Origin of the sequence: Streptomyces sp. NPDC005791 (assembly GCF_042871485.1) — a bacterium.
Classification (GTDB): domain Bacteria; phylum Actinomycetota; class Actinomycetes; order Streptomycetales; family Streptomycetaceae; genus Streptomyces.
Map to the genome: position 1 here is coordinate 177,519 of NZ_JBIAIP010000004.1, position 25,299 is coordinate 202,817.

At 70.2% G+C, this 25,299-nt stretch carries 25 protein-coding genes and 1 tRNA gene; 15 read left to right on the forward strand and 11 right to left on the reverse strand.

Translation table 11 applies throughout. The annotated features are described in order from the left end of the window. Window positions 1-154 precede the first annotated feature (154 nt). The 5 genes from ACFYSH_RS10365 to ACFYSH_RS10385 all read right to left on the reverse strand — a co-directional run bounded on the left by ACFYSH_RS10365 (window position 155) and on the right by ACFYSH_RS10385 (window position 2,226). Window positions 155-463, reverse strand: coding sequence for a hypothetical protein (locus tag ACFYSH_RS10365; protein WP_388751815.1), 309 nt, complete (start codon window positions 461-463; stop codon window positions 155-157). Continuing rightward, the gene (locus ACFYSH_RS10370) at window positions 460-1,203 is read right to left on the reverse strand and encodes a GntR family transcriptional regulator (RefSeq protein ID WP_388751817.1); all 744 of its coding nucleotides are present in this window, start codon (window positions 1,201-1,203) and stop codon (window positions 460-462) included. Before ACFYSH_RS10370 ends, ACFYSH_RS10365 begins: the two co-directional genes overlap by 4 nt. Beyond that, complete coding sequence (locus tag ACFYSH_RS10375) at window positions 1,200-1,424, reverse strand: hypothetical protein (RefSeq protein WP_388751819.1); 225 nt, start codon at window positions 1,422-1,424, stop codon at window positions 1,200-1,202. The genes ACFYSH_RS10370 and ACFYSH_RS10375 overlap by 4 nt, the downstream gene beginning before the upstream one ends. Then, entirely contained in the window at window positions 1,421-1,624 is a 204-nt protein-coding gene (locus ACFYSH_RS10380; RefSeq protein WP_388751821.1) for a hypothetical protein, read from the reverse strand. Before ACFYSH_RS10380 ends, ACFYSH_RS10375 begins: the two co-directional genes overlap by 4 nt. Before the next feature lie 323 nt (window positions 1,625-1,947). Beyond that, a complete protein-coding gene (locus ACFYSH_RS10385; protein WP_388751822.1) occupies window positions 1,948-2,226 on the reverse strand; it encodes a hypothetical protein in 279 nt (92 codons plus the stop codon). A 78-nt stretch (window positions 2,227-2,304) separates the two neighbouring features. On the opposite strand from ACFYSH_RS10385, the gene ACFYSH_RS10390 reads away from it, so the two are divergent. Further along, a complete protein-coding gene (locus ACFYSH_RS10390; RefSeq protein ID WP_388751824.1) occupies window positions 2,305-3,060 on the forward strand; it encodes a GntR family transcriptional regulator in 756 nt (251 codons plus the stop codon). Window positions 3,061-3,225: 165 nt separating this feature from the next. On the opposite strand, the gene ACFYSH_RS10395 is transcribed toward ACFYSH_RS10390, so the two are convergent. Together ACFYSH_RS10395 and ACFYSH_RS10400 are read right to left on the reverse strand one after the other, a co-directional pair. Continuing rightward, window positions 3,226-3,312 (reverse strand) — tRNA-Ser (locus tag ACFYSH_RS10395). A 60-nt stretch (window positions 3,313-3,372) separates the two neighbouring features. Then, window positions 3,373-4,842 carry a S1C family serine protease gene (locus ACFYSH_RS10400; protein ID WP_388751826.1) on the reverse strand — a complete coding sequence of 490 codons (1,470 nt, stop codon included), beginning with the start codon at window positions 4,840-4,842 and terminating at the stop codon, window positions 3,373-3,375. A 197-nt stretch (window positions 4,843-5,039) separates the two neighbouring features. Between ACFYSH_RS10400 and ACFYSH_RS10405 the strand changes: the two genes are divergently transcribed. The 3 genes from ACFYSH_RS10405 to ACFYSH_RS10415 all read left to right on the forward strand — a co-directional run bounded on the left by ACFYSH_RS10405 (window position 5,040) and on the right by ACFYSH_RS10415 (window position 7,696). Then, complete coding sequence (locus tag ACFYSH_RS10405) at window positions 5,040-5,873, forward strand: glycerophosphodiester phosphodiesterase (protein WP_359463811.1); 834 nt, start codon at window positions 5,040-5,042, stop codon at window positions 5,871-5,873. Window positions 5,874-5,920: 47 nt separating this feature from the next. After that, complete coding sequence (locus ACFYSH_RS10410) at window positions 5,921-6,604, forward strand: ATP-binding protein (RefSeq protein WP_388751828.1); 684 nt, start codon at window positions 5,921-5,923, stop codon at window positions 6,602-6,604. A gap of 126 nt (window positions 6,605-6,730) precedes the next feature. After that, complete coding sequence (locus tag ACFYSH_RS10415; RefSeq protein WP_388751830.1) at window positions 6,731-7,696, forward strand: DUF5926 family protein; 966 nt, start codon at window positions 6,731-6,733, stop codon at window positions 7,694-7,696. 531 nt (window positions 7,697-8,227) lie between these two features. Here the strand turns inward: ACFYSH_RS10415 and ACFYSH_RS10420 are convergent. After that, window positions 8,228-8,911, reverse strand: a complete 684-nt coding sequence (locus tag ACFYSH_RS10420; protein WP_359463803.1) for a bifunctional DNA primase/polymerase — start codon at window positions 8,909-8,911, stop codon at window positions 8,228-8,230. A gap of 634 nt (window positions 8,912-9,545) precedes the next feature. Here ACFYSH_RS10420 and ACFYSH_RS10425 point away from each other — a divergent pair. Continuing rightward, a complete protein-coding gene (locus ACFYSH_RS10425) occupies window positions 9,546-10,916 on the forward strand; it encodes a SpoIIE family protein phosphatase (protein WP_388751832.1) in 1,371 nt (456 codons plus the stop codon). Between the two features lie 95 nt (window positions 10,917-11,011). Beyond that, window positions 11,012-12,475 carry an aminopeptidase P family protein gene (locus tag ACFYSH_RS10430; RefSeq protein ID WP_359463797.1) on the forward strand — a complete coding sequence of 488 codons (1,464 nt, stop codon included), beginning with the start codon at window positions 11,012-11,014 and terminating at the stop codon, window positions 12,473-12,475. A 49-nt stretch (window positions 12,476-12,524) separates the two neighbouring features. Here the strand turns inward: ACFYSH_RS10430 and ACFYSH_RS10435 are convergent, their stop codons facing one another. Then, complete coding sequence (locus ACFYSH_RS10435) at window positions 12,525-13,112, reverse strand: ATP-binding protein (RefSeq protein ID WP_359463794.1); 588 nt, start codon at window positions 13,110-13,112, stop codon at window positions 12,525-12,527. Window positions 13,113-13,370: 258 nt separating this feature from the next. On the opposite strand from ACFYSH_RS10435, the gene ACFYSH_RS10440 reads away from it, so the two are divergent. The 9 genes from ACFYSH_RS10440 (at window position 13,371) to ACFYSH_RS10480 (ending at window position 23,049) form a co-directional block, all read left to right on the forward strand. Beyond that, window positions 13,371-14,177: a hypothetical protein gene (locus ACFYSH_RS10440; RefSeq protein WP_388751837.1), complete on the forward strand. Its 807-nt coding sequence runs from the start codon at window positions 13,371-13,373 to the stop codon at window positions 14,175-14,177. Between the two features lie 98 nt (window positions 14,178-14,275). Further along, window positions 14,276-15,007: a YcnI family protein gene (locus ACFYSH_RS10445; RefSeq protein WP_359463788.1), complete on the forward strand. Its 732-nt coding sequence runs from the start codon at window positions 14,276-14,278 to the stop codon at window positions 15,005-15,007. Between the two features lie 51 nt (window positions 15,008-15,058). After that, entirely contained in the window at window positions 15,059-15,715 is a 657-nt protein-coding gene (locus ACFYSH_RS10450) for an SCO family protein (protein WP_359463785.1), read from the forward strand. Next, window positions 15,712-16,158, forward strand: coding sequence for a copper chaperone PCu(A)C (locus ACFYSH_RS10455; protein WP_359463782.1), 447 nt, complete (start codon window positions 15,712-15,714; stop codon window positions 16,156-16,158). The genes ACFYSH_RS10450 and ACFYSH_RS10455 overlap by 4 nt, the downstream gene beginning before the upstream one ends. Before the next feature lie 13 nt (window positions 16,159-16,171). Then, window positions 16,172-18,109 (forward strand): copper resistance CopC/CopD family protein, encoded by a 1,938-nt coding sequence (locus tag ACFYSH_RS10460; protein WP_388751840.1) that lies wholly within the window; start codon window positions 16,172-16,174, stop codon window positions 18,107-18,109. Window positions 18,110-18,114: 5 nt separating this feature from the next. Continuing rightward, window positions 18,115-19,428 (forward strand): iron uptake transporter deferrochelatase/peroxidase subunit, encoded by a 1,314-nt coding sequence (gene efeB / locus ACFYSH_RS10465; RefSeq protein ID WP_388751842.1) that lies wholly within the window; start codon window positions 18,115-18,117, stop codon window positions 19,426-19,428. Between the two features lie 40 nt (window positions 19,429-19,468). Next, the gene (pheA, locus tag ACFYSH_RS10470) at window positions 19,469-20,404 is read left to right on the forward strand and encodes a prephenate dehydratase (RefSeq protein ID WP_359463772.1); all 936 of its coding nucleotides are present in this window, start codon (window positions 19,469-19,471) and stop codon (window positions 20,402-20,404) included. Window positions 20,405-20,959: 555 nt separating this feature from the next. Next, a complete protein-coding gene (gene serS, locus ACFYSH_RS10475) occupies window positions 20,960-22,237 on the forward strand; it encodes a serine--tRNA ligase (RefSeq protein ID WP_359463769.1) in 1,278 nt (425 codons plus the stop codon). Beyond that, complete coding sequence (locus ACFYSH_RS10480) at window positions 22,234-23,049, forward strand: HAD family hydrolase (RefSeq protein WP_359463766.1); 816 nt, start codon at window positions 22,234-22,236, stop codon at window positions 23,047-23,049. Before serS ends, ACFYSH_RS10480 begins: the two co-directional genes overlap by 4 nt. A gap of 544 nt (window positions 23,050-23,593) precedes the next feature. Here the strand turns inward: ACFYSH_RS10480 and ACFYSH_RS10485 are convergent. Both ACFYSH_RS10485 and ACFYSH_RS10490 read right to left on the reverse strand, forming a co-directional pair. Continuing rightward, window positions 23,594-24,286, reverse strand: coding sequence for a hypothetical protein (locus ACFYSH_RS10485; protein ID WP_359463764.1), 693 nt, complete (start codon window positions 24,284-24,286; stop codon window positions 23,594-23,596). Between the two features lie 286 nt (window positions 24,287-24,572). Next, window positions 24,573-25,292, reverse strand: a complete 720-nt coding sequence (locus ACFYSH_RS10490) for an ABC transporter permease subunit (protein ID WP_359463761.1) — start codon at window positions 25,290-25,292, stop codon at window positions 24,573-24,575. Between the last annotated feature and the right edge of the window lie 7 nt (window positions 25,293-25,299).

The following is a 25,299-nucleotide window of genomic DNA, read 5'->3' on the forward strand; positions in this document are numbered from 1 at the left end:
AAGGCCGAGCGCCCACCCAAGTTGCTTCGGGACGAAGCAGTCCTCAGGCCGTCCAAGGTCGGCCGCAGTCGGCAGACAAAGTCAGAAGCCCACGGCGTCTGAGCTGGTCAGAGCCATGGGCTTCTCTTGCTGTGCTGGTCGGCGGGATCGTAGATCAGTAGGCGGGCTCACGCGGTTCGCTCGCTGCCAGGAGTTGGCCGCGGCTAGTTGCGACGCGGAGGATGTCCCGCAGAGCCCCGGTCAGCTCCTCGACCAGGCACCGCATCTCGTCAAGGGTCGTGTCCTGGTTGTCGAGGGTTTCTGAGGCCTCTTCCAACAGTCGTGCTGCCGTGCCGAGTTGGACGGATTCGATGTTGTCCGCCAGGCGGGACATGTAGCCGTCCGGGTCGTCAGTACTCAGGTAGCAGGGCCTGTCCTCCAGGCCTGACCACGGGAGGAGCCTCAGTTCGTTTGGTGTCGTCATCCTTGAGACTGCCTCTCGTCGAGTACGTGGTGGGCGGTGAAGACGGCGTCGATGCGGTCTCCCGGGAAAGCCAGAAGCGCAGCCTCGACGACGCGGCCGGTGGAGTCGGTGGCGATGCGGGTAATCGCCAGGACGGCCGTGGTGGTTCCGATCCGGAGGGCCGACGCTTCGTCCGGGGTCGGAGAGCGGGCGCAGACCGTCTCTCGGACGGTGGCCGGCGAGGGGCCCAGGACGGCGAATCTCGTGGCCGCCTCCCGGCATTCGGAGTCGTCGTCGAGCACTCCGGCCGGGGCCAGGTCGCGCGGGATGTAGATGCGGGCCAGGCCGTGCGGCGACCCTTGTTCAAGGCTGAGGCAGGAGTACTCCGCGAGAGGGCTGCCCGTTGGCACCCTCAGCAATGTCGTTAGGTGTGCGGAGGCCGGAACCGTGTTGCTGCGAACCGTGACGCGCAACGTGGGCTCAGCAGCCGTCCAAGGGTCCAGCGTGCCCCAGCCGCCGACGTACATGATCTTGCGACGTGGGCGACGCACGAAGTTGCCCTTGCCGTGGATCTTCTCGACGAGCCCTTCGCCCTGGAGTACGGCGAGGGCGCGTCGCAGGGTCACTGTGCTGACCCTGTACCGGCCGGCCAAGCCGACTTCGGACGGTAGGCGCTCGCCAGGCTTGAGGCGGGCCGTCGTGATCTGGTGGCGGAGATCGTCGGCGATGTCGTGGTGACGAGAGGGCACGGAGCCAGTCACCGCCTTCTCAGGAGTCGCACAGCGACGAGCCGGGTACGCGTGTGTATGGTCAACAGCTCGCCCGACTCGAAGACCAGTTGTTTGGCCCCCTGGGGGAGCTGAAAGAGGTCTCTCACTCGGCATGCCTGGCCGCCGATTTGGATGATGTCGCCGCGCTGCACGGTGGCCGCGGTGACCTCGATGTGGGAAACCAGCGCACCGCCGGGGGCTCGGTCCCTCACGCCGTCACCTCCACGGGCACAGACGGGTCGGGCGTGGAGTGGCACGGGCAGCCGCACACCTCGTAGATCACCGGTACGTCGGTCGGCGCCAAGGACGGGGAGTCCTCGACGCAGGAATGGTGCGTGCCGATCCAGCACGCGATCGAGCGGTAGGGGACGGAAGCGGTGTCCGTGGGGTGCGGCTGTCGACGAGGAGGCATCAACGGACCCCCTCAAGCGCCGACCAGGCGTCGGCCGGCGGGCGAGGGGCGACGACCACCGTGCGCGTCCGTACACGCTCTTCCCACGCCAACAGGTACGGACGGACAAGCGCGACGTCCTCACCCCTCAGCGGGTAACGGTGGACCGCGCCAGCCGAAGCCCGGCCCAGGACGACGGTCGATGCGTCAGCGGAGGCGGGACAGGTGAGAGCGGCCAGCGGCCGGGACGGCACTAAGGGGCGGCGATGCCGTCCCTTAGAGAAGTACCGCTCTCTGGTAAGCGAGGCAGCACGGCGGATACGGTTGAGCACGCTGTTCAGCTCCTATCGCTGATAGCCCGGTCCCCCGACATCGCCCGTCGTGGGGACCGTTTTGCGTATGACCGCCCATAAGGTGCGGCCGTTCAAGCTGGTGGCCAGGAGCCCGAATCGATCGGCCTCAGCCACCACGTCCAAGACCTCCCGCCATGACTCGGCGGAGAGCGTCTCCGGCACTTCCGCCTCGACAGTCGTGAACCGGCTGTGCTCCTCCACGCGCGTGGGAAGCCCGACGGCGGACAGCCGGGCGGCGATGGCCACCGCGCTCACTCCCGAAGCGGACACAGGGCAGCCTCCGTCACCAGCGATCACTTTCAGTGAAGCTAGTTAACTAGATTAGAGCTAGTGGACTAGATTTTCCATATGTCTGAGCAACCGCCGTATCTCCGCATCGCCGACGAACTCCGGCGGCGCATCGCGGAGCACGTCTGGGGACCGGGGGACCGCCTCCCCTCCCGCGCCCAGATCGGCCAGGAGTGCGGCGTGGGCGAGAACGTGGTCCGCCGGGCGCAGGAGTTGCTGATCTCCCAGGGAGTGCTGGAGGGCCGGGCCGGATCGGGCACGTACGTCGCCGAAGCCCGGCAGCGGGTTCGGGTCGTGCGGTCGTCCGCGCGCGAGCAGCCCACGGGGTCCCCGTTCCGCCAGGACATGAGGGCTCTCGGCAGGCAGAGCGACTGGGAGAGCCGGACCGAGGCGAAGGTGCCGGCCCCGGCGGAGATCGCCGCGCGGCTGGGGATCGCCGAGGGCGAGTTGTGTGTGCGGACGACGTACGAGTTCCTGGCGGACGGCAGGCCAGTGCAGCTGTCGACGAGTTGGGAGCCGTACGACCTCACCGCCGGCACACTCGTCGTCCTCCCCGAAGGAGGGCCGCACGCCGGGGCAGGTGTCGTGAACCGCATGGCCGAGATCGGAGTCACCGTCAGCCATGCGGTGGAGCAGCCGGAGCCACGACAGGCGACCGCCGAGGAAGCGTCGCTACTCGGCATCCAGAAAGCCGCACTCGTGACGCACATCCGGCGGACGTACTACAGCGACCAGTGCCGCCCCGTGGAAACAGCGGACATCGTGGTGCCCGCGGCGCACTGCGAGATCGTCTACGAGATCCCGATCAGCCGATAGCGTGCGGACCTCCGGCAGCTCCAAAGCAGTGCCCGGCCGTGCCCCCCGCGTGCCCCTTCCGTGCCCGATAGAGCGGGAAACCAGGGGGAACAGCGGTGACCGGCAGGGACCGGGCATGGCAAAGGCCCCCGACCGTATCGCCTGGTCAGGGGCCTTTGCGCAAAGCGGTGGGTGTGGGATTTGAACCCACGGTGACATCGCTGCCACGACGGTTTTCAAGACCGTTCCCTTAGGCCGCTCGGGCAACCCACCCCGCGTCGTCGCCGGTCCCGGAGGCCGGGGCCGGCTCGATGCGTGGGACAGCCTAGCCGGTCAGCTGTCGCCCTTGCGCTCGCCCAGGGTGAGTTCGGCCGTTGCCGTCCTGCCGTCGCGCTCGTAGGTGAGCGTGACCTTGTCGCCCGGCTCGTGGGTCCAGATCTCGCCGATCAGCGTCGGGCCGCTGTCGACCACTGTGTCGTTGAACCTGGTGATCACGTCGCCGGCCTTCAGCCCCGCCTTCGCCGCCGGGCCGTCCGGAGTGACGGCGGAGGTGCCGCCCGCGCCCTCGTCCGAGATGACGGCGCCGCCGGTCTTCTCCTCCATCGTCACCGTCGCGCCGATCACCGGGTAGACGGGCTGGCCCGTCTTGATCAGCTGCTCGGCGACGTTCTTCGCCTGGTTGACCGGGATCGCGAAGCCCAGGCCGATGGAGCCGGCCTGGGACTGGCCGACGCCGCCGCCGCTGGTGGACTGGATGGCCGAGTTGATGCCGATGACCGCGCCGCCCGCGTCCAGCAGCGGGCCGCCCGAGTTGCCCGGGTTGATCGAGGCGTCGGTCTGCAGAGCGCTCATGTACGAGTTCTTGTTGCTGGAGCCGTCACCGGAGGCGACCGGACGGTTCTTCGCGCTGATGATGCCGGTGGTGACCGTGTTGGAGAGGCCGAACGGCGCGCCGATCGCGATGGTGGAATCACCCACCGCGACCTTGTCGGAGTCACCCAGGGGCAGCGGGGTGAGGCCCTCCGGGGGGCTCGTCAGCTTCAGTACGGCCACGTCGTAGCCCTGGGCCCGGCCGACCACCTCGGCGTCGTACTTCTTGCCGTCGGAGAACGTCGCGGTCAGCCGGCCGCTGTCCGCCGCGGAGGCCACGACGTGGTTGTTGGTGAGGATGTGGCCCTCCTTGTCGTACACGAAGCCGGTACCCGTGCCGCCCTCGCCGTCACCGGACTGCGCGTCGATGGTGACGACGCTGGGCAGCGCGCCCGCGGCCACGCCCGCGACCGTGCCCGCTTCGCGCTTGAAGTCCTTCGGGCTGTTGGAGGCGGCGATCGTGGTCGAGCCGGAGGAGGAGCCGGAGTCACTGCTGTCGGCGGCCCAGTAGCCGAGGGATCCGCCGATGCCGCCCGCGACCAGTGCGGCCACCGCCACGGCGGCGATCAGACCGTTCGCACGGCGCTTGCGCGGCGGCTCCGGCTGCGAGGGAGCCGGAGCTCCCCAGGCCGGGGGGTTGCCGCCGTCGGCGTACGCGGGGACGGCGGGAGGGGGCGGCGGCCAGGCGGCCGATCCGGCCGGAGGCTGCTGCGGCGACGGCGGGGCGTACGGGTACTGCTCGTGCCCGGCGGGCGGCTCGGTGCCCTCCTGGTGCGTCGCGGCCGGGATCGGGGCCGTCGGAGCGTCCGCAGGAGGCGCGGACGGAGCCTGCGGGACGCCCTCGGGAGCGGCAGCCGGCACGGGAGGTGCGGACGGAACAGACGGTACGGACGGAACCGTGGTGCCCTCGTTGCCCTCGTTCTCGGTGCTCACAGCTCTTTACTCCTCGGTTCCACTCGGCATTCGGCAAGAGATCCGCTGTGCACGTGTCTGCGGTCAGCTTTTCCCACAGCACGTCAGGCCACTGTAAGCAGGACCTGTGCATCCGCACACCAATCTTTACATCAGGCAAAACGGTCCTCTGCCACAAGGTGTCAACACCCGAGGTGTCCCGGTGACACGATGGCGTGGTGACCCCTGCACGTCTGCCCTCACCACAGTCTCCTATCCAGGTCATCGCTCACCGGGGAGCCTCGGACGACGCCCCCGAGCACACCCTGGCCGCCTACCGGAAGGCCATCGAGGACGGGGCGGACGCCCTGGAGTGCGACGTCCGCCTCACTGCGGACGGACAGCTGGTCTGTGTGCACGACCGCAGGGTGAACCGCACGTCGAACGGCCGGGGCGCCGTCTCCGCCCTGGAACTGGCCGATCTCGCCGCCCTGGACTTCGGTTCCTGGAAGGATCACGAGGAGTCCCCGGACTGGGACCCCGTACCGGGTGAGCTCACCTCCGTACTCACCCTGGAACGACTCCTCGAACTGGCGCATGACGTCCGGGCCGCCGGACGCCCGCTCCAGCTGGCCATCGAGACCAAGCACCCCACGCGCTGGGCCGGCCAGGTCGAGGAGCGACTGCTCCACCTGCTCAAGCGCTTCGGACTGGACGCGCCACCCGCGGACGGACCGTCCCCGGTACGCGTGATGAGTTTCTCCGCGCGTTCCCTGTACCGCGTCCGGGCCGCCGCGCCGACCCTGCCCACCGTGTTCCTGACGCAGTTCGTCTCACCCCGGCTGCGTGACGGCCGGCTCCCCGCCGGGGCCCGGATCGCCGGCCCGGGGATGCGGATCGTACGCAACAACCCGGCGTACATCGAGCGGTTGCACCGGGCGGGGCATCAGGTGCACGTGTGGACCGTGAACGAGCCGGAGGACGTCGAGCTCTGCGTCCGCCTCGGAGTGGAAGCAATCATCACCAACCGGCCCAGACAAGTCCTTTCGCAACTTGGCCGCTCATCGCATTAGTTACAGGGGGTGCACCGGCGCATTCACTGCGCCATCGATCGTTACGAGTGCATCACCGACAGGGCTGTGGCCGGTTTCCGGCGCAGTCCAGGGGGGCATCCAATCCGTGGCGTGGGGCGAAGGAGGTCTCGGGGGTGGCGGTTTTGGTGGCACAGGAAGTGCCCACGTCGTCGAGCATGGCCGTACCCCATGGCCCTGCGGGCGTGGGGCAGGCGCGGCACCGCATGCGCGAGCAGCTGCGCAGCAACGGGGTCTCGGACACCGTGGTCGACGACGCGGTACTGATCCTTTCCGAACTTCTCAGCAATGCCTGCCGCCACGGCAGACCGCTGGGGCAGCACTCGGAAGTGGGTGACGGCGACATCCGTGCCGCATGGCGCGTGGACAGGAGGGGCGACCTCACCGTCGAGGTCACGGACGGCGGCGGCCCGACCAGACCGGCCCCGGCCACCCCGTCGGTCACCGCCCGCGGTGGGCGCGGACTCAACATCATCAGTGCCCTCGCCCAGGAGTGGGGCGTGCGGGACGACGCGGTCGGTGAGGTCACCGTCTGGGCCCTGGTGTCCGCGGGCCACGGACACGCGGGTTTCACGACAGCGGCCCCGAGCCCCACGAGGCCCGCACGCCGCGAGCGGTCCGGGCTGAGCGGCCTGCACGCAATGCATGGGTTCGGCTCGCTCGACGGGCGGGAACTCGCGGACGCTCTCGAGGCCTTCGACGACGCGGGCTGACAGCACGACGGCCCACGGCGCGACGGAGCGGCCCGCGAGCCCCCACCGCAGGTGTGCCCCGGCAACGACAGGGACAGCTAGGCTCGCGCCCGAGACCGCACTGTCGCAATCGGGAGAACGCCCACCATGGCCAAGAAGCGCCCTCAGTCCAAGGCCGGGAAGCCGCAGCTCAAGGACGGTGAAATTCCGGTCGTAGGGGCCCGTGAGCCCTGCCCGTGCGGTTCGGGCCGCCGCTACAAGGCGTGCCACGGGCGCGCCGCCGCGCACGCCGTGACCGAGCTGGTCCAGCGCCCCTTCGAGGGAATCTCCGGCGAGTGCGACTGGATCGCCCTCCGCGAGCTGGTCCCCGCCGCCACCGTCGAGCTGACACTGAAGGGCGGGCTGCCCGAGGGCGTACCGTCCGTGTCGCTCGCGACGGTCCTGCCGATGGCCTGGCCGGCGCTGCGCCGCGACGACGGCTCCGTCCTGCTCGCCCTGCAGAACGACACCTCGTCCGGCGACCTCAGCCGCGACCTCGCGGACACCCTGCAGCGTGCGCTGGAGGCCGAGCCCGGTTCGCCGGTCACCGCCCGCAGGGTGCCCGCCGACGGCCCGCGGCTGCAGGACGTCCTCGACCCCGACGCCGCGTTCGAGCCGGTCGTGCACTCCGGTTTCGAATTCTGGGTCCCGGACGCGGAGAACGCCACGGCGGAGGTCTCCGCCTCCCTGGAGCGTGCCAACGCGGCGGCCATCCCCACCACCCGGCTCTCCGGCGTGGACGCGGCCTACTGGTGCGAGACCCCGGAGAAGAACCACCTCCGCTGGGTCATGCCGCATCCCGAGGAGCAGCTCCTCGACGCCCTCGCACGGCTGCACGCGGCGGGCACCTCCTCGCTCGGCGAAGGAACGCGCCTGGTGGGCTCGTTCCGCGCCCACGGGCTGATGGTCCCGGTCTGGGACCTGCCGAGCGCCATGAGGGCCGAGGAGTGCGAGAAGCCCGCGGCGCGGTTCGCCGAACAGCTCGCCGAAGCCCTCGCCTCGGACGCGCCGCTGACGGGTGAGGAGCGCCGGGCCCGCGGCGGGCTCACCAACCGCCAGGTGACGCTCAGCTGACAGTGACGAGGGCCTGGAAGTGGCGGTGACCCCCGTCACAACTCCTTGTACCCGTCAGTAATTCGGTGTCCGAATAGGCGAGATCGAATTTGCTAACGGCAGATCTCTTGTTACGGTTCTGGAAGTCCGGTCGCTGGTGCATCCCCCGTCGCCAGCGGCCGGACGTTCTCGTTTCCGGGCTCAGGACGGCCGGGGCGCACGCCGGAGCGCTCGTCCCGCCGACGGCCTGGGGCACCCGCCCGGCACCGCGTCCGCCTCCCGCCCCGTCCCACCGGAGGCCGACACCCTGGCATTCCCTAAGATCGCAGCCGGATCCGCTCCCGTGCGGGACCGGCGCGCTCGTCGGCCGTCCGCCGCACCGGGCGTTCGCTTTCGGACAGATACTCCGGGATGCGCGCCGGGACGGTGAACAAGCCCACGGCAATGCGCGATCGACTGCCGGAAAGTTTCGTGGACACCGGTTGCTCGCGGGGCCCGGCCGGGGGCTGCCGGGACGCTTGGCCCTGTCAGCACCTGATCCCGGCCGCCCGCTCAGTACGTGAGCCGACTGCCGCCGTCCGGCGCGCCGTTGCTCGCCTCGACGAGCGCGTCCAGGAGCGATTCCACGTCCGGGAGCCACGGCGCGGCGTCCCCGGCCGCCGGTGCGCGCTCCCAGCGCACCTGGCCGGTGCCCGCCTCGGACGGGGGCAGGATGAGATAGCCGCCCTCCCCGTGGAACCGCAGCGAGCTGGGCACCCGGTCCTGGGCGTGCAGCAGTTCGCCGAGCCGCTCCAGCGTGTAGGGGCTGACCAGCAGTGACCAGCGGGTCGGGGTCGCCACCACGGGGCCGAGCCGCACTCCCATGGCGTCGAGCGCGGTCAGCGCCCGCGCACCGGCGACGGCCGACAGGCTCAGCGCGCACGGTGCCTGGCCACCGGTGGCCAGGACGACGGGGGCGGTGGGCCGGTTGGTCCACCACCAGCGCACCATGCGTGCGTCGGTGGTCGCCGCGAGGAGGCCCGGGTCGAAGGGGTGCGCGCCGGGTACGGCGCACTCGGGATCGGGGCAGGCGCAGCCGCGGCCGCGTCCGCCGCGGCCGGATGCCGTCGCCAGCCCTGCTCCTGGGAGCACGGGCCACTTCCGGACGGTGGCACAGATCAGCGCCGCGTCGAGCTGGGCGGAGCTTCCCTTGCGCCGGGGCCGGTGCCTGCGTCGCCTGCCGAGGATCTCGCGCATGAGCGCTCGTTCCTTTCCGTTGAACGCCGAGGTCCACATCACACCACGCGTTCGTCACCACGTGTGTGCGTCTCTTCGCTGTGCGTGCTCATCGGGTCTGCGGTACGGACGGAGAGTCGGTGCCGAGCGTGAGCCGAGCAGAGTGGAACCGAACAGAATGGAGCCGAGCCGAGTCGAAACCGAGCCGAGTCCAGTCAATACATCGCGCGGTCGGCGTGCGCTTCGCGCGTGCCGTCCCTTGTGCAACCCCGCCACTCGGGGTGGACGGGCGGCCGTCATCCATGAGGACGCCCGGGCTCGCTGTCGGGTTCCGGGACGGTCACAACTGCCCCTGGCCGTCAACGAGTACGTACCCAGCATGTGCGGGGTGACGCCCCCTCCGGCATTTCACCCCGAGGGCACCCCTGTCGAGCGCCCCCAGTCGATCGCAAAAAGCGGCCCGGGGGTGCATTTTTCGGCCAAGTTAACTGACGTGCGGACACCATAAATACCGCGAGGACAATGCTGGACATCAGCTCACTTGTATGTGTAGATGTGGGGGCGTGTACATGTGGTTGCACCGATAGCGGCGCAAAGCGACATGGGGGTTTGCGGTGCTATTCGACAAGACGTACCGGTCGGAAAGCTGACTGCCATGAGCGCCTCGCGCCTTCCGAAAGTGGCTGGAATCGACCCCACGGTTCCCGTTTCACCGCACACTGCCGCACCCATGCAAGGTGTTCCCTCTCCGCCGGGAGCCTTCATCCAGGACCGGCTGGCCGGCTGGGTCTCCGACCTCACCACCCTGCACGAGCTCACCGAACGGCTGGTGGGAACCAGCACCCTGGACAGCGCGCTGCGGGAACTCGTGAGTGCCGGGGCTGCTCTGGTGGGAGCCGGCCGGGGATTCGTCGTCCTCGAGCCCGCTGACGGCCGCGGACCGTCCCGCACGACCGGGCTGGGCCTCGCCCACGCCGAGCTCGGACACATCGAGACGGTGTCCCGCAGCGCCACCCCGTACGGGCGTTTCCTCGACGGCCTGCCGGACACCGACGGCCCCCGGGCCACCCCCGACATCCTCGGTGACGCCGGTCTCGACCCCCACTGCCGGGAGGTCGCCGCCCGGCTCGGATACGCCGCCAGCTACGCACAGCCCCTCGCCACCGAAACCGCAGGCCGGCTCGGCGCGGCCGTCTGGCTGTACGACGAACCGGCCGAACCACTGGAACGCCAGCGCCATCTCGTCGGCGTGTACGCCCGCTACGCCGCCGAGCACCTGGCCCGCCTGCTCGAACTGGAGCGCACCAGGGCCGATGCCGCCGTCATCGCCGAGGAACTCCTCCTCAGCAGACTGCCCCGGATCCCCGGAGTCCGGCTGGCCGCCCGCCGCCGCGCCGCGCCGGACGGTGGCGGCGACTGGTACGACGCGCTGAGCCTGCCGGACGACGCGCTCGGCCTGGCCGTCGGCTCGGTCGGCCGCTCCGGGCCGGCGGCCATGGCCGCCACGGGCCGGCTCCGCGCCGGTCTGCGGGCCTACGCCGTGATGGAGGGCGAGGACCCCGTCGCCGTACTCTCCGATCTCGAACTGCTGCTGCGGCTGACCGAACCGGCCTGCTCGGCAACCGCGCTCTACGCCTACTGCGAACCGGACCGGCGCACGATCGTCCTGGCCGGCGCCGGGCACACCCCGCCCCTGGTGACCGGCGACCGGGGCACCGAATTCGTGGAGACGACCCTCTCCGCACCGCTGGGCATGCTCTCCTGCTGGGAAGCGCCGAGCGTGGAGGTCACCGTCCGGCCCGGCGAGACGCTGCTCCTCTACACCGACGGACTGCTGCGCCGCACGGGCGACACCACGGACCGGGCGTTCGCGCGGCTGCGCTCGGCGGCGGCGGGTGTGCCGAAGGCCCTGCGCCAGGACCCCGGAGCCGTCGCGGACCACATCCTGCGGGCCGTCCTGCCGGACGGCGCGGGGCACGACGACGGCACCGAGGACGTCGTCCTGCTGGCCGCCCGCTTCGACTGAGGGGCCTCAGGGTTGTAAGAGGTCTTCCGGCACCTGGCCCCCTTCCGTACGCCCGTACGATGGAGGGGTCCAGTGTCGTACAAGGAGGACATAACGTGTCTGAGGAGCTTGCCCCGGAGACCCCGGAAGCAGCAGAAGCAGAGCCGATCAAGCAGCGGAAGAACGGCCTGTACCCGGGCATTTCCGATGAGCTCGCCGAGAACATGAAGTCCGGCTGGGCCGACACCGAGCTGCACGGCCTGGAGCCGATCGCCCAGGCCTCGTACACCGCCGCCCGCCGAGCGGCGCTGTCCGCGCGCTTCCCCGGCGAGCGGCTCGTCATTCCCGCGGGCAACCTGAAGACCCGCTCCAACGACACCGAGTACGCCTTCCGCGCCTCCACCGAGTACGCGTACCTCACCGGCGACCTGACCCAGGACAGCGTCCTGGTGCTCGAGCCGGCCGACGGCGGCCACGAGGCGACGGTCTACCTGCTGCCCCGCTCCGACCGTGGGAACGGCGAGTTCTGGCTCGACGGACAGGGCGAGCTCTGGGTCGGCCGGCGCAACTCCCTCACCGAGGCGGAGCAGTTGCTCGGCATCCCGGCGAAGGACGTACGGGAGCTCGCGGCCGCGCTGGCCGAGGCGACCGGCCCGGTGCGCACCGTCCGCGGGCACGACGCGGGCATCGAGGCCGCGCTCACGGACAAGGTGACCGCCGAACGCGACGAAGAACTGCGCGTCTTCCTCTCCGAGGCCCGCCTGGTCAAGGACGCGTTCGAGATCGCCGAGCTGCAGAAGGCCTGCGATGCCACGGCACGCGGCTTCGAGGACGTCGTGAAGGTCCTGGACAAGGCCGAGGCCACGAGCGAGCGCTACATCGAGGGCACCTTCTTCCTGCGCGCCCGCGTCGACGGCAACGACATCGGCTACGGCTCGATCTGCGCCGCCGGCCCGCACGCCACCACGCTGCACTGGGTCCGCAACGACGGTGCGGTCCGCTCCGGCGAGCTGCTGCTGCTCGACGCGGGTGTGGAGACCACCGAGCTCTACACCGCCGACGTGACACGGACGCTGCCCGTCAACGGCACGTTCTCGCCGCTGCAGCGGAAGATCTACGACGCGGTGTACGAGGCCCAGGAGGCGGGCATCGCAGCGGTGAAGCCGGGCGCCGCCTTCCGCGACTTCCACGACGCGGCCCAGCGGGTGCTCGCCGAGAAGCTGGTCGAATGGGGCCTGCTGGGCGACCTGTCCGTCGAGAAGGTCCTGGAGCTGGGCCTCCAGCGCCGCTGGACGCTGCACGGCACCGGCCACATGCTCGGCATGGACGTCCACGACTGCGCCGTCGCGCGCACGGAGTCGTACGTCGACGGCACCCTGGAGCCCGGGGTCTGCCTGACGGTCGAGCCCGGACTGTACTTCCAGGCCGACGACCTGACCGTGCCCGAGGAGTACCGGGGGATCGGCGTCCGGATCGAGGACGACATCCTCGTGACCGAGGACGGCAACCGGAACCTGTCCGCCGCGCTGCCGCGCCGGTCCGACGAGGTCGAGGCGTGGATGGCCGGGCTCAAGGGCTGACACGGCCGACGCGGGGCGGCAACGTCCCGCACGCCGGAGGGCGCGCGGCTCAGGACACCATGAGCAGTGCGCCCTCCCGCCATTTCAGGACCTTGTCGAAGCTCACCACCGCGCCGCGCCCCGGCCGGTTGCCGAAGTGGACGTGATCGGCGAGCTCCTCGATCAGGCAGAGTCCGCGTCCGCTCTCGGCCGTGGCCGGGGGGTGCGTCGCGGTGCACGCGGACGGGGAACCGGCCGCCGGACGGGCGGCGGACGTCCGCGGATCCGACGGATGCCCGGCGGATGGCTGTGCGGCGGTGCGAAGCGTGCGCCGGGCGGGGAAACCGGGCCCCGAGTCGGCGACTTCGATACGGCATCTCTCGCCGTCCAGGTACGCGGTGACCCGGTACTGCCCGCAGGCCGTCCCGGACTGCTCGTCACCGACGGAGGCGGGGACCACATCACCGGCCCCACCCGCGTCCCGTCGATCGCCGCCGTGTTCGACGGCGTTCGCACAGGCTTCGCTGAGCGCGACCGAGAGGTCGTAGGAGATGTCCGGATCCACCCCCGCGGTCTCCATGGTGCCGAGCAGAAAACGACGGGCGAGCGGAACGCTCGCAGCTTCGCGCCGCAAATGGAGTGACCACCAGATGCTCATGCTCCAGCCTCCTGGCTGCGGCTCGACATACCGATACGTATTGCCGCGATGAGCGCTTCGTAAGCACGGATCCGCCGGGACAGCGCTCATTCGGCGGATGCGGATATGCCGTTCGCCGGTGTACGGGGCTCCGGCCCGCGTCCTCGGATCGGGCATGAACAGGTGCGACACTCCTGTTCACTCCCCGATGGGGACGGAAACCGACCTTCCGGACCTGCCGTACGGAGGCCGGGTGCTCAGTGGGATGATGACCCGGCCATGTCTATGCCTGTCGCACGCGCCGGAGCCGGTATGCGGCTTTTGAGGACCGCGGTGTTCACCGCGGTCTGCGTCGTGCTCGCCGCGGCCGGGCATGGCCTCGCCGCAGGCGTGGGTGTGCCCGGGTGGAGTCTGCTGGCCGGCTTCGCCGGGGTCTTCGCCGTCGCGGCGGCGCTCGCCGGACGGGAGCGGACCCTCCTCTCGATCACGGCCGCCCTCGCGGCCGGGCAGCTGGCCCTGCACATCCTCTTCGGGTTCGGCCGCCACATGCCGACCGGCACGACGGGGCCCGGGGACGACTCGCTGATCCGCTTCGCCGCGGGGCTGGTGTGCGGTGCAGGACCGGCTCAGCTGAGCGCCGGTGAGGCCCACCGCATCGTGACCACGGCCGGTATCGATCCGGCGACCGTGGCCCGGGGGCACACGCACGGGGTGTCCGGCGCGGCCGACCCGACGGTCCTGGCCACGATGATGTCCGGTCTGCCCAGTGTGCCCATGTTCCTGGGGCACCTACTCGCCGCGCTCGCCACCGGCTGGCTGCTGCGCCGCGGTGAGGTCGCGCTCTTCCGGCTGGCCAGGCTTTCCGCGCAGGGCGGCCGCCAGCTCGCGTCCGGAGCCAGGCTGCGCGCGCTGCGGGCGGCGATGGCTCTCGTACGCGCACTGCGTGCCGGGCTCCCGGGTCGGCCCACGACCGGGCCGCGCGCCCTCCGCAGCGCCCTCGACACGCCCGCGCCGGCCACCGGGGACCCTCTGCAGCACATGGTGATCAGGCGCGGGCCGCCGCCCGTATACGTACGCGCAGCCTGACGCGACCCTCCGCCGGGATCCGGTGACGAGGGGTCGTGATGCCGTCGCGTCTTCGCGCGCCGGACCGCCATTTCCCTCTCTGTGGAGTGATCCCTGCCATGAACGTTTCCCGCATCGCCCTCGTCGGCGGCGTCGCCGCGTCCACCGTCCTGCTGCTGGCCGGTACGGCCTCCGCGCACGTCAGCGTGCAGCCGCAGGGCGAGGCCGCCAAGGGCGGCTACGCCACGGTCAACTTCAAGGTTCCCAACGAGCGCGACAACGCCTCCACCGTCAAGCTCGAGATCAACTTCCCGACGGACCACCCGCTGGCCTCCGTCAGCCCGCAGCCGGTGGCCGGCTGGAAGATCGACGTCACCAAGAGCAAGCTGGCCACGCCGCTCGAGGTGCACGGCAAGAAGATCAACGAAGCGGTCTCCAAGGTCACCTGGACCGCGGACGGCGACGGTATCGAGCCCGGCTTCTTCCAGCAGTTCCCGCTCTCGGTCGGTCAGCTGCCCGAGGACGCCGACCAGCTCGTCTTCAAGGCGCTCCAGACGTACAGCAACAAGGAAGTCGTCCGCTGGATCGAGGAGCCCACCGAGGGCGGCGAGGAGCCCGAGAGCCCGGCACCCGTCCTCGCGCTGACCGCCCCGGCGGCCGACACCCACGGTGCCGCCGCTGACGACAAGAGCGGCGAGGCCGAGGCGACGAAGGAAACGGCGGCGTCCTCGGACGACGCGTCCTCGTCGGGCACCGACGGCACCGCACGCGTCCTCGGCATCGTCGGCATCGTCATCGGTGCCGCCGGAGTGGCGTTCGGTGTGCTCGCCGGCCGTCGCCGCAGCGTCTGATCCCGCCGACTCACCCACCCCGCATTCCACAGATACAGGAAACAGCTCTCCATGCACAGCAAGAAGACGGTGCTGGCCGCGGCGTTCGCCGCCGTGGCCGCACTGACCCTGTCGGCCTGCGGCAGCGGCGGAGACTCGGCGGACGATTCCGTCGCCGAGGTCTCCTCCGAGACCGAGTCCAACCCCGCGACGGTGCTCGACCAGCCGTTCACCAAGCCCGACCTCGTCCTCACCGACACGCACGGCAAGAAGTACGACCTGCGCGAGCAGACGAAGGGCAAGCCGACTCTCATCTACTTCGGCTACACCAACTGCCCCGACGTCTGCCCGCTGACCATGAGCAACATCGCCATCGCCAAGCGGGCCCTGCCCAAGGCCGACCAGGAGAAGCTCCAGGTCGTCTTCGTCACGACGGACCCCGAGCGGGACACCCCGGCGTCCCTGGGCAGCTGGCTCAAGGCTCAGGATCCCGACTTCACCGGACTCACCGGCGACTTCCCGACCATCCAGGCCGGAGCACGCCAGATCGGCATCGGCATCGATCCGCCGAAGAAGGAGAAGGACGGCACGGTCGTCTCGATGCACGGCGCCCAGGTCATCGCGTTCTCCCCGAAGACCGACAAGGGCTACGTCCTCTACAGCGAGGACACCACGGCGGAGAACTACACCGAGGACCTCCCCGAGCTCGTCAAGGGGGAGACCCCGTGAACCGCCGCACGGCCGTCGCCGGTGTCCTGACCCTCACCACCGGGCTGGCGCTGACGGCGTGCTCCTCGGACACCGTGCCGCAGCTGGAGGTGACCGGGGCCTTCATGCCTCAGCCCGTCAGCGACATGGCGGCCGGCTTCCTCCTCGTGAAGAACAGCGGAGACGCGGCCGACCGGCTCACGTCGGTGACCAGTTCGCTTTCCGACCATGTCTCCATCCATGAGACGAAGAACCGGACGATGCGGATGGTCACGTCGTTCGAGGTGCCCGCCGGTGGTGAGCTCGATCTCGAACGCGGTGGCAGCCACATCATGTTCACGGAACTGAAGCAGCGGCCCAAGCGGGGAGAAACGGTCTCCGTGGAACTGCACTTCGAGAAGGCCGACCCCATAACGGTCGACATTCCCGTGAAGGAGACCACCTACAACCCGAAGAAGCAGTGAGGTACTGACACCCATGACAGCCACCGCCCCGCGCTTCGGGCCCTCCCCGACACGACGGCCGCTCGCCGCGGTCGCGCTCCTCGCCGCGCTGATCAGCTCGCTGTTCGGCCTGGTGCTGGCCGGCGCGAGCCCCGCGTCCGCGCACGCCGCTCTCACAGGGAGCGACCCGCAGGACGGGGCGGTGGTCGCCACGGCTCCGACGGACGTCACCCTCACCTTCTCCGAGCAGATAGCCGTGGGCGACGACTCGATCCGGGTCCTTGATCCCGACGGCAAGCGGGCCGACAAGGGCGCTCCCCGTGATCTGACGAGCGGCGGCGCCGTGCGGTACGGCGTCGAGCTCCTCAGCGGTCTGCCCGACGGCACCTACACCGTGGCCTGGCAGGCCGTGTCCGCGGACAGCCATCCGGTGTCCGGAGCCTTCACCTTCTCCATCGGCGCCCCCTCGGATACCACCGTGGCGCTCCCGTCGGACGGAGCCGGCGGCGGTCTCGTGGGGGCGCTCTACGGCATCGCACGCTACGCCGCATACGCGGGCTTCATCCTGCTCGCGGGCGGATCTGCCTTCGTGCTCGCCTGCTGGCAGCGCGGAGCGGGCGCGCGACCGCTGCAGCGGCTCGTCGTACGCGGCTGGATCACGCTCACCGCGGCCACCCTGGCCATGCTGCTCCTGCGCAATCCGTACACCGGATCCGGCAAGCTCGCGGACGCCTTCGACCTCGACGGCCTGCAATCCGTGCTCGACACCAAGCCGGGTGCCGCGCTGGTCTCCCGACTGCTGCTCCTGGGCGCCTCCGCACTCTTCATCGCCGTCCTCTTCGGGGCGTACGCCAAACGCGAGGACGAGAAGGAGAAGCAGGACCTCACCTTCGGACTCGCCACAGGCGGAGCGGTCATCGCCGTGGGGATCGCCGGTACCTGGGCGCTGGCCGAGCACGCCTCGACGGGGATCCAGCCGGGCATCGCCATGCCGGTCGACATACTCCACCTGCTCGCCGTCGCCGGCTGGCTGGGCGGACTCGCCGCGCTGCTGGTCGCCCTCCACCGGACTCCGGACATCACGAGCGGCGCGGTACGGCGGTTCTCACGCGTGGCCTTCGCCAGTGTGCTCGTCCTCGCCGCGACCGGGCTCTACCAGTCCTGGCGACAGGTCGGTTCGTGGTCGGCGCTGACCGGTACCCGGTACGGACAACTGCTGCTCGTCAAGGTGGCGCTCGTCGCCCTGCTCGTCGGGGTCGCGTACCTGTCGCGGCGGTGGAAAGGGCGGCTGACCGAGCGCACCGGACCCGCGTCCGCCGATGACACCGCTCAGGCGGCCTCGGCGGAACCCGCGCCTGTGCCTGATCCGGCCGCCGGCCCAGGGGAAGAACTGGCTCCGGAACGCGCCGCCCAGCTCTCCCGGCAACGCGCGGCTCTGACCGCGACCAAGCAGAAGCGCGCCCGCGACGCCGATCCGGACCGCTCCGGACTGCGGCGTTCCGTACTGGTGGAGACGGGCATCGCCGTGGTGCTGCTCGTGGTCACGACCATCCTGACCTCCACCGAGCCCGGCCGCACCGAGCAGGAGGCCGCCCGTGGCAGCAGCACGACGGCGGCGCCGGTGACCGGCGGACAGGTGAATCTGAGCCTGCCCTTCGACACCGGCGGCCAGAACGGCAAGGGGACGGTGCGTCTGGACATCTCACCCGGCGGAACCGGAGCGAACAGCGTGCACCTCTGGATCGACGGACCCGGTGAACGCCCGATGGACGTCCCCGAGGTGAAGCTCGCCTTCACGCTGGAGTCCAAGGACATCGGCCCGCTGCCGGTCGTCCCCGACCGCCTCGCCGAGGGGCACTGGACCGCGAGCGGCGTGCAGATCCCGATGGCGGGCGACTGGAAGGTCGCCGTGACGGTGCGTACGTCGGACATCGACCAGACAACCATCGACAAGAACGTGAAGATCGGCTGAGCAGGGTGAGCAAGAAGAAGAACGCCCCCCGGGAGAACGGCGCCCCCGCCGCCCGCCACGAAGGATCCGGACCCGCCTGTGCGGGCGTCGTCTCCCGACGGCGGCTGATCGGCAGCGCGGGAGCGGCCGGGGCGGCGGGTCTCGTCCTGGGCGCGGCAGGCGGTGCGGGCGGTTACGCCGCGACGCGCGGGGACGCGCCGACGCCGCTGACCGCGGTCGGCTCGACCGAGGCGATGTTTCACGGGAAACATCAAGCGGGGATCACCACCCCTCTTCAGGCCCGCGGTCACCTGATCGCCTTCGATCTGGTGCCCGGCGCGGGGCGCCGGGAGGCAGCCGCTCTGATGCGCCGCTGGTCGGCCGCGGCGGAGCGGCTGATGGCCGGTGAGCCTTCGGACAGCCAGGGGCACGACACCGGGGTGGCGCTGGACGCCGGGCCGTCCTCCCTTACCGTCACCTTCGGATTCGGACGGACCTTCTTCACCCGCACCGGCCTGTCCGGCCACCGCCCGCCCGCCCTGGATCCGCTGCCGGCCTTCTCCTCCGACCACCTCGACCCCAAACGGTCCGAGGGCGACCTCTGGGTCCAGATCGGCGCCGACGACGCACTCGTCGCCTTTCACGCGCTGCGCGCCCTCCAGAAGGAGGCCGGCTCAACGGCCCGGGTGCGGTGGCAGATGAACGGCTTCAACCGCACCCCGGGTACCACCGCACAGCCGATGACCACACGCAATCTGATGGGCCAGGTCGACGGCACCAACAACCCGAAGCCGGCGGAGAGCGACTTCGAGCAGCGGATCTTCGTGCCGTCCGGCGGGGCGTCGGAGTACGCCTGGTTGGCCGGCGGCTCGTACGCCGTGGTCCGGCGGATCAGGATGCTCCTGGACGACTGGGAAGAACTCACGGTCGGACGACAGGAACAGGTCATCGGACGGCGCAAGGCGGACGGTGCCCCGCTCAGCGGCGGCTCGGAGAACACCGAGATGGACCTGGACGAAGCAGGGCCGGACGGCAGGCTGCTGATCCCGGACAACGCCCACGCCCGGATCTCCTCTCCCGAGAAGAACGGTGGCGCCGCGATGCTGCGCCGGCCGTTCTCGTACCACGACGGCATCTCGGACGACGGCACTCCGGACGCCGGGCTGCTCTTCATCTGCTGGCAGGCCGATCCGTTCAAGGGCTTCATCCCCGTCCAGCGCAAACTCGACCGTGGGGACGCGCTCTCGCCGTTCATCCGGCACGAGGCGAGCGGGCTCTTCGCCGTACCCGGAGGCGCCGCGTCCGGGGAGTACGTGGGGCAGCGGCTGCTGGAGGCGTGAGGCGCACGGCCCCGCCCGCCGTGCGCATTAGGGTGACCGTATGTCAGCCACGCGCTACGCCTACCTCGGCCCCGAAGGCACCTTCACCGAGGTGGCCCTCCGCACGCTCCCCGAAGCCGCCACCCGCGAACTCGTCCCGATGGTCTCGGTGCCGGCCGCCTTGGACGCGGTGCGCAGCGGGGAGGCCGCGGCAGCGCTCGTCCCCATCGAGAACTCCGTGGAGGGCGGGATCAGCGCGACCCTGGACGAGCTGACCACGGGCACTCCGCTGATGATCTACCGCGAAGTGCTGCTCTCCATCACGTTCGCGCTGCTGGTGCGTCCAGGGACCAAGCTGTCGGACATCAAGACCGTCAGCGCCCACCCGGCCGCACAGCCTCAGGTACGGAACTGGATGGCTGCCCATCTGCCCGAGGCGGTATGGGAGTCGTCGGCCTCGAACGCGGACGCTGCCCGGCTGGTCCAGGAAGGGCGCTACGACGCCGCTTTCGCCGGTGAGTTCGCCGCGGCCACCTACGGGCTGGAACCGCTGGTGACCGAGATCCACGACGCGGAGAACGCCCAGACCCGCTTCGTGCTGGTGGGCCGTCCGGCCAGGCCGTCCGCACCCACAGGGGCCGACAAGACCTCCGTGGTCATCTGGCTCGGCGCCGACCGGCCGGGGGCGCTCCTCGAACTGCTCCAGGAGTTCGCCGTCCGCGGAGTCAACCTGATGCTGATCCAGTCCCGTCCCACGGGTGAGGGCATCGGGAACTACTGCTTCGCCGTGGACGCGGAGGGACATATCGCGGACCGCCGGGTCGGCGAGGCGCTGATGGGGCTGAAGCGGATCTGCCCGCAGGTGCGGTTCCTGGGTTCGTATCCGCGTGCGGGAGTGACACCCGAAGAGGTGAGCGAACTGCGGATCGGGACGTCGGACACGGACTTCACCGAAGCGTCCGACTGGCTGGCGCGGAGCCAGGACGGTCGGGCCTGAAGCCTGCGGCAACCCGAGCCCCCTTCCGCACAGAGTTATCCACAGGCCATCTCTTCGTCCTGGGGAAAAGTCGACACCGCAACGCGACATCGTCGACAAATCCGCCCGGTGCGCCTGGGCCTCTCCAGAGGTCATCACTCTCCCGCATCCCTCCTATTCCACTGATCACCCCAGCAAGATGAGCAATACCCGCCCGAATGAGTGCACGGGTCGGGTTCAAGGCGTGGCTCCCGTCCCGTCATGCCGCTTTCGGAATGATCTTCTGCTGCATCCACAGATCTTCTTCACAGCCTGTGGATAACTAAAGGGATCAACGGGAACCTGTGGACAACACACCCGTGGACGCCCTCAACTCCCCGCCGACGCACCGGTGATGCGTCAAGCGACAGGGGTACTTGTTCCCCCTTTGAGGCAATGCGGCCCTTTTATTGACAACCCCACCGCCGACCGGCCGGGGATGATGCCCGGAATTACCGAGTCCGGCAAATCGGTCAAAGCGCCGTGTTCGTCGATATCGGTTCGAGTCGTGGATCCTCGCACCGGTAGCCTTGGGGGGTGATTGACCTTCGCCTGCTCCGTGAGGACCCCGACCGTGTTCGCGCCTCCCAGCGCGCCCGTGGAGAGGACGTCGCGCTCGTCGACGCCCTGCTCTCCGCCGACGAGCTGCGCAGGTCGTCCGGCGTCCGCTTCGACGAACTCCGCTCCGAGCAGAAGTCGCTCGGGAAGCTGATCCCCAAGGCCACCCCCGAGGAGCGTGCCGAGCTCCTCAAGAAGGCCGAGCAGCTGAAGGCCGAGGTGAAGGCGGCCGACACCGCACAGGACGAGGCCGACGCCGAGGCCAAGCGGCTGCTCCTGCTGCTCGGCAACGTCGTCCACGAGGACGTGCCGGTCGGCGGCGAGGAGGACTTCGTCGTCCTGGAGACGCACGGCACGATCCGTGACTTCGGCGCGGAGGGTTTCGAGCCCAAGGACCACCTGGAGCTCGGTGAGGCGCTGGGCGCCATCGACATGGAGCGCGGCGCCAAGGTGTCCGGGTCGCGTTTCTACTACCTGACAGGCGTCGGCGCGCTGTTGGAGCTGGCCCTGGTCAACGCGGCGATCGCGCAGGCCACCGAGGCCGGATTCGTCCCCATGCTGACCCCCGCGCTGGTCCGTCCGCGCGCCATGGAGGGCACGGGTTTCCTCGGCCAGGCCGCGGAGAACGTGTACCACCTGGAGAAGGACGACTACTACCTCGTCGGCACGTCCGAGGTCCCGCTCGCGGCGTACCACATGGACGAGATCCTGGACGCCGACAAGCTGCCGCTGCGGTACGCGGGCTTCTCGCCGTGCTTCCGCCGCGAGGCCGGTACGTACGGCAAGGACACCCGGGGCATCTTCCGCGTCCATCAGTTCGACAAGGTCGAGATGTTCTCGTACGTCGACCCGGCCGACGCCGAGGCCGAGCACCGCAGGCTCCTGGACTGGGAGAAGCAGTGGCTCACCGCCCTCGAGCTGCCGTTCCAGGTGATCGACGTCGCCACCGGTGACCTGGGGGCGTCGGCCTCCCGCAAGTTCGACTGCGAGGCGTGGATCCCGACCCAGGGCAAGTACCGCGAACTGACCTCCGCGTCGAACTGCGACGGTTTCCAGGCGCGCAGGCTCTCCGTCCGTATGCGCGACGGCAAGAAGGTCCAGCCGCTGGCCACGCTGAACGGCACGCTCTGCGCCGTACCGCGCACGATCGTGGCGATCCTGGAGAACCACCAGCTGCCTGACGGTTCCGTGCGTGTGCCGGAGGTCCTCCGTCCGTACCTCGGCGGGCGCGAGGTTCTGGAGCCGGTCTCCAAGTGACCTTCCCCTACAAGCTCGTCGCCACCGATCTCGACGGCACGCTGCTGCGCGACGACCACACGGTCTCCGCACGCACCCGTGAGGCGCTGGCCGCGGTCACCGCGGCCGGCGCCGCGCACATCGTCGTCACCGGGCGGGCGGTGCCGTGGACCCGGCACATCCTCGACGACCTGGGCTACCAGGGCCTCGCGGTGTGCGGCCAGGGCGCGCAGGTCTACCACGCCGGCGAACACAGGCTGCTGACCTCCCTCACCCTGGACCGGCAGCTCGCCGGGCTCGCGCTGTCCAAGATCGAGGCGGAGGTCGGCCCGCTCGCGCTGGCGGCGAGCCGGGACGGGCTCGAGGGCGAGGTGCTGGTCGGTCCCGGATACCGGGTGCAGGAGGGGCCACTGCCCGCCGTCTACATGAACGACCCCGCCCAGATCTGGACCGCCCCGCTGAACAAGGTCTACATACAGCATCCGGAGCTCGACGACGACGCCCTGACGAAGGCCGCGCAGCAGGCCGTCGGCAGCCTGGTGAACGTCGTCATGGCGGGCCCTGGCGTCGTGGAGATCCTGCCCCTGGGCCTGAGCAAGGCGACCGGCCTCTCGCTGGCCGCCCGCAGGCTGGGGCTGAAGGCGGCGGACACGCTGGCCTTCGGGGACATGCCGAACGACATCCCCATGTTCGGCTGGGCGCAGCACGGCGTCGCCATGGCCAACGCACACGACGCCCTGAAGGCCGTGGCGCACGAGATCACCGCGTCGAACGAACACGACGGCATCGCGGTGGTGCTGGAGGAGCTGCTCCGGACGGCCACGCGCGCGTAGGCGGGGCTGTCCCTCGAGCTCCGGCGGAGGATGCGCGGATCGAACGCGCGCGGGGTCTTCACCCCGACGACGGCTTAGGGCGTGTTTCGAAAGTCCCGCCTGCCTGGCGACGCCTGGCACGCACGCTCGCCGCGTTGTCGGGATCACCCCGGTACATCGAGTATCGGGGCGACCCTCCGCCTTGCGATCGCACGCACCAGACGCCGCCAGGCCCGCCCTTCGGGCGGACGGCGCTACTTTCGAAACACGCCCTAGCAAGCCGCTGCCTTACCACTCGGCCAATCCTCCGGGAGGTGGCCGCGCGCGAGGCGCGGAGGGCCACCCGGGGGTCCTGCTTCGGGCGGCTGCCGCGGGCAGCTGATGTAGCTACCGCGGTGCCGGCTGCGGACCACCCTGTCGGGAGCACGACGGACTCGGACTCCTGGTCATCGCCGCGCTCCTCTCCCGGTCTGTGAACGGCGCCTTTCTGCGCCGTCCCCCTCACTGTGTCCGAGACCGCCGTCCGGGGACCACCCCTCAATGACTGGTGGTCCCCGGCCGGGCCTCAGCCGCTCCTGCGGTTGCCCAGATCCCTCAGCCGGTGGGCGAGGTCATCCATGCGGGCGTCGAGCCGGATGACGTCCTGCGAGACGTCGGTGAGGCGCAGGCTGATGGCACCGACGACCTGATGGGTGACATCGAGCTTCCGGTCGAGGGAGTCGAGCCGGTGCGACATCCGGCCGAGCACGGGGCCGAGCTCCTGGAGCGCGCTGCCCACGTCGGCGAGGCAGCCCTCGATGCGGGTGACGCGCCGGTCCAGCGAGACGTAGGAGGCCCTGAGGTCCTCCTCCGCGTCGAGCAGGTGGGTCCGGACGCTGCGCGCGATGTCGCTGTCGCGAAGGAGCAAGGCGACGTTGAGCACGGTCCTGCGGGTGTAGAGCCGGAGCTGCGTGGCTGCCTGTGGATAACTTCCCGCCCCCTCACCCTCCCATCGCGACACCATGTCGCTCTGGAAGGAGTGCAGCTCAGCGCCTCGCAGCACCCTCATGCCGTTGCTGACCAGCTCCTTCTGGTGCCGGTCCGTCAGCCTCCTCACAGAGATTGTGGATACTTCGAAGTAGCGAGCCACTTCCTCTGTGCGAAGGTGAATTCCATCCGGGAGCATGACAAGGCTCTTGACCTTGTCGAGGACTTCGATGCGCCCCATCTGTTCGACCCGGAGGGCTTGGGATTCGAGCAGGGCTACTTCCGTGGGCATGGGTGTGCCTCTCGTGCGTGGGAACGACAAGGAGAGCCCTGTCCCCGGGCCGAGAGGGCGGAGGTCGCTCACGGTTGCCACTCACTCGATGACCGGCCGGGCGGGCACTGCCTCACCGCTGCCGGCATTCCCCGCATTCACGAGAGCTCGACGCCACAGATTCCAGTTGCCTCCACGCACCCTGTACAACGAGCCGGCCACCGTACAGTCACGCGGCCCGTTCGTCGCGCACAGGACAACCCCCGCCCGGTGGGCGGGGGTTGCAGGGGTCGCACGGAAGCCGCTCTCACTCCTCGCCGGCGAGCTTCAGCACCCGCAGCTTCCGACCCGCGTACCACGTGGCCATGACCGTGACGCCGACCAGCAGGACGATCGCGAGCGGCAGGCCGATGTCCGAGGTGACCTGGCCCTGCCCGGCGACCTTCTCGGCGACCGAGAGGGACCACTGCTGCACACTGAGCGTCCTCGCCCCCGGGACCAGGCTGCCGAAGAGCGCCTCCCAGACCAGTGCGTACACCAGGCCGAAGACCACCGCGTGCCGGCTGACCGTGCCCAGCAGCAGGAACAGTGCGCTGTACGCGATCGAGGCGACCAGCGCCGCGACCGTGTAGGCGACGGCGATCTGTCCACCGTTGCCGTTGAGGATCAGGCCCGCGAGGAGGGTCGGCAGCGCCGAGAAGAGCATCGTCACGGCTACGGCGACGATCAGCTTGGTGAAGATGATCGTGGGCCGCTTCACCGGCTTGGCCAGCAGATAGACGATCGAACCGTCATCGATCTCCGGCCCGATGGCGCCCGTCCCCGCGATGACCCCGATGAGCGGGACCATGGTGGCGATGGCGAAGCCGCCCAGCACACCGGACGCGACGCCGTCGTCGGCCCCGGCGAACGTCCGCACCGCCACGGCGATGGCGATGAGGAGGACCGGCAGGACGAACAGGATGGCGGCCCGGCGCCGGCCGAGCAGGGCCCGGTAGGTGAGCCGGGCGACTGTGGGGTCGTACATGACGCTT

Excerpts from the sequence above, each read along its gene's own strand:
- ACFYSH_RS10415 (WP_388751830.1), top strand. The coding sequence starts at position 6,731 with ATGGCCAAGAAGCGCCCTCAGTCCAAGGCCGGGAAGCCGCAGCTCAAG.
- ACFYSH_RS10485 (WP_359463764.1), bottom strand. The coding sequence starts at position 24,286 with ATGCCCACGGAAGTAGCCCTGCTCGAATCCCAAGCCCTCCGGGTCGAA.
- ACFYSH_RS10490 (WP_359463761.1), bottom strand. The coding sequence starts at position 25,292 with ATGTACGACCCCACAGTCGCCCGGCTCACCTACCGGGCCCTGCTCGGC.
- pheA (WP_359463772.1), top strand. The coding sequence starts at position 19,469 with ATGTCAGCCACGCGCTACGCCTACCTCGGCCCCGAAGGCACCTTCACC.
- ACFYSH_RS10365 (WP_388751815.1), bottom strand. The coding sequence starts at position 463 with ATGACGACACCAAACGAACTGAGGCTCCTCCCGTGGTCAGGCCTGGAG.
- ACFYSH_RS10445 (WP_359463788.1), top strand. The coding sequence starts at position 14,276 with ATGAACGTTTCCCGCATCGCCCTCGTCGGCGGCGTCGCCGCGTCCACC.
- ACFYSH_RS10460 (WP_388751840.1), top strand. The coding sequence starts at position 16,172 with ATGACAGCCACCGCCCCGCGCTTCGGGCCCTCCCCGACACGACGGCCG.
- ACFYSH_RS10425 (WP_388751832.1), top strand. The coding sequence starts at position 9,546 with ATGAGCGCCTCGCGCCTTCCGAAAGTGGCTGGAATCGACCCCACGGTT.
- ACFYSH_RS10420 (WP_359463803.1), bottom strand. The coding sequence starts at position 8,911 with ATGCGCGAGATCCTCGGCAGGCGACGCAGGCACCGGCCCCGGCGCAAG.
- ACFYSH_RS10440 (WP_388751837.1), top strand. The coding sequence starts at position 13,371 with ATGTCTATGCCTGTCGCACGCGCCGGAGCCGGTATGCGGCTTTTGAGG.
- ACFYSH_RS10390 (WP_388751824.1), top strand. The coding sequence starts at position 2,305 with ATGTCTGAGCAACCGCCGTATCTCCGCATCGCCGACGAACTCCGGCGG.
- ACFYSH_RS10435 (WP_359463794.1), bottom strand. The coding sequence starts at position 13,112 with ATGAGCATCTGGTGGTCACTCCATTTGCGGCGCGAAGCTGCGAGCGTT.
- ACFYSH_RS10380 (WP_388751821.1), bottom strand. The coding sequence starts at position 1,624 with ATGCCTCCTCGTCGACAGCCGCACCCCACGGACACCGCTTCCGTCCCC.
- ACFYSH_RS10450 (WP_359463785.1), top strand. The coding sequence starts at position 15,059 with ATGCACAGCAAGAAGACGGTGCTGGCCGCGGCGTTCGCCGCCGTGGCC.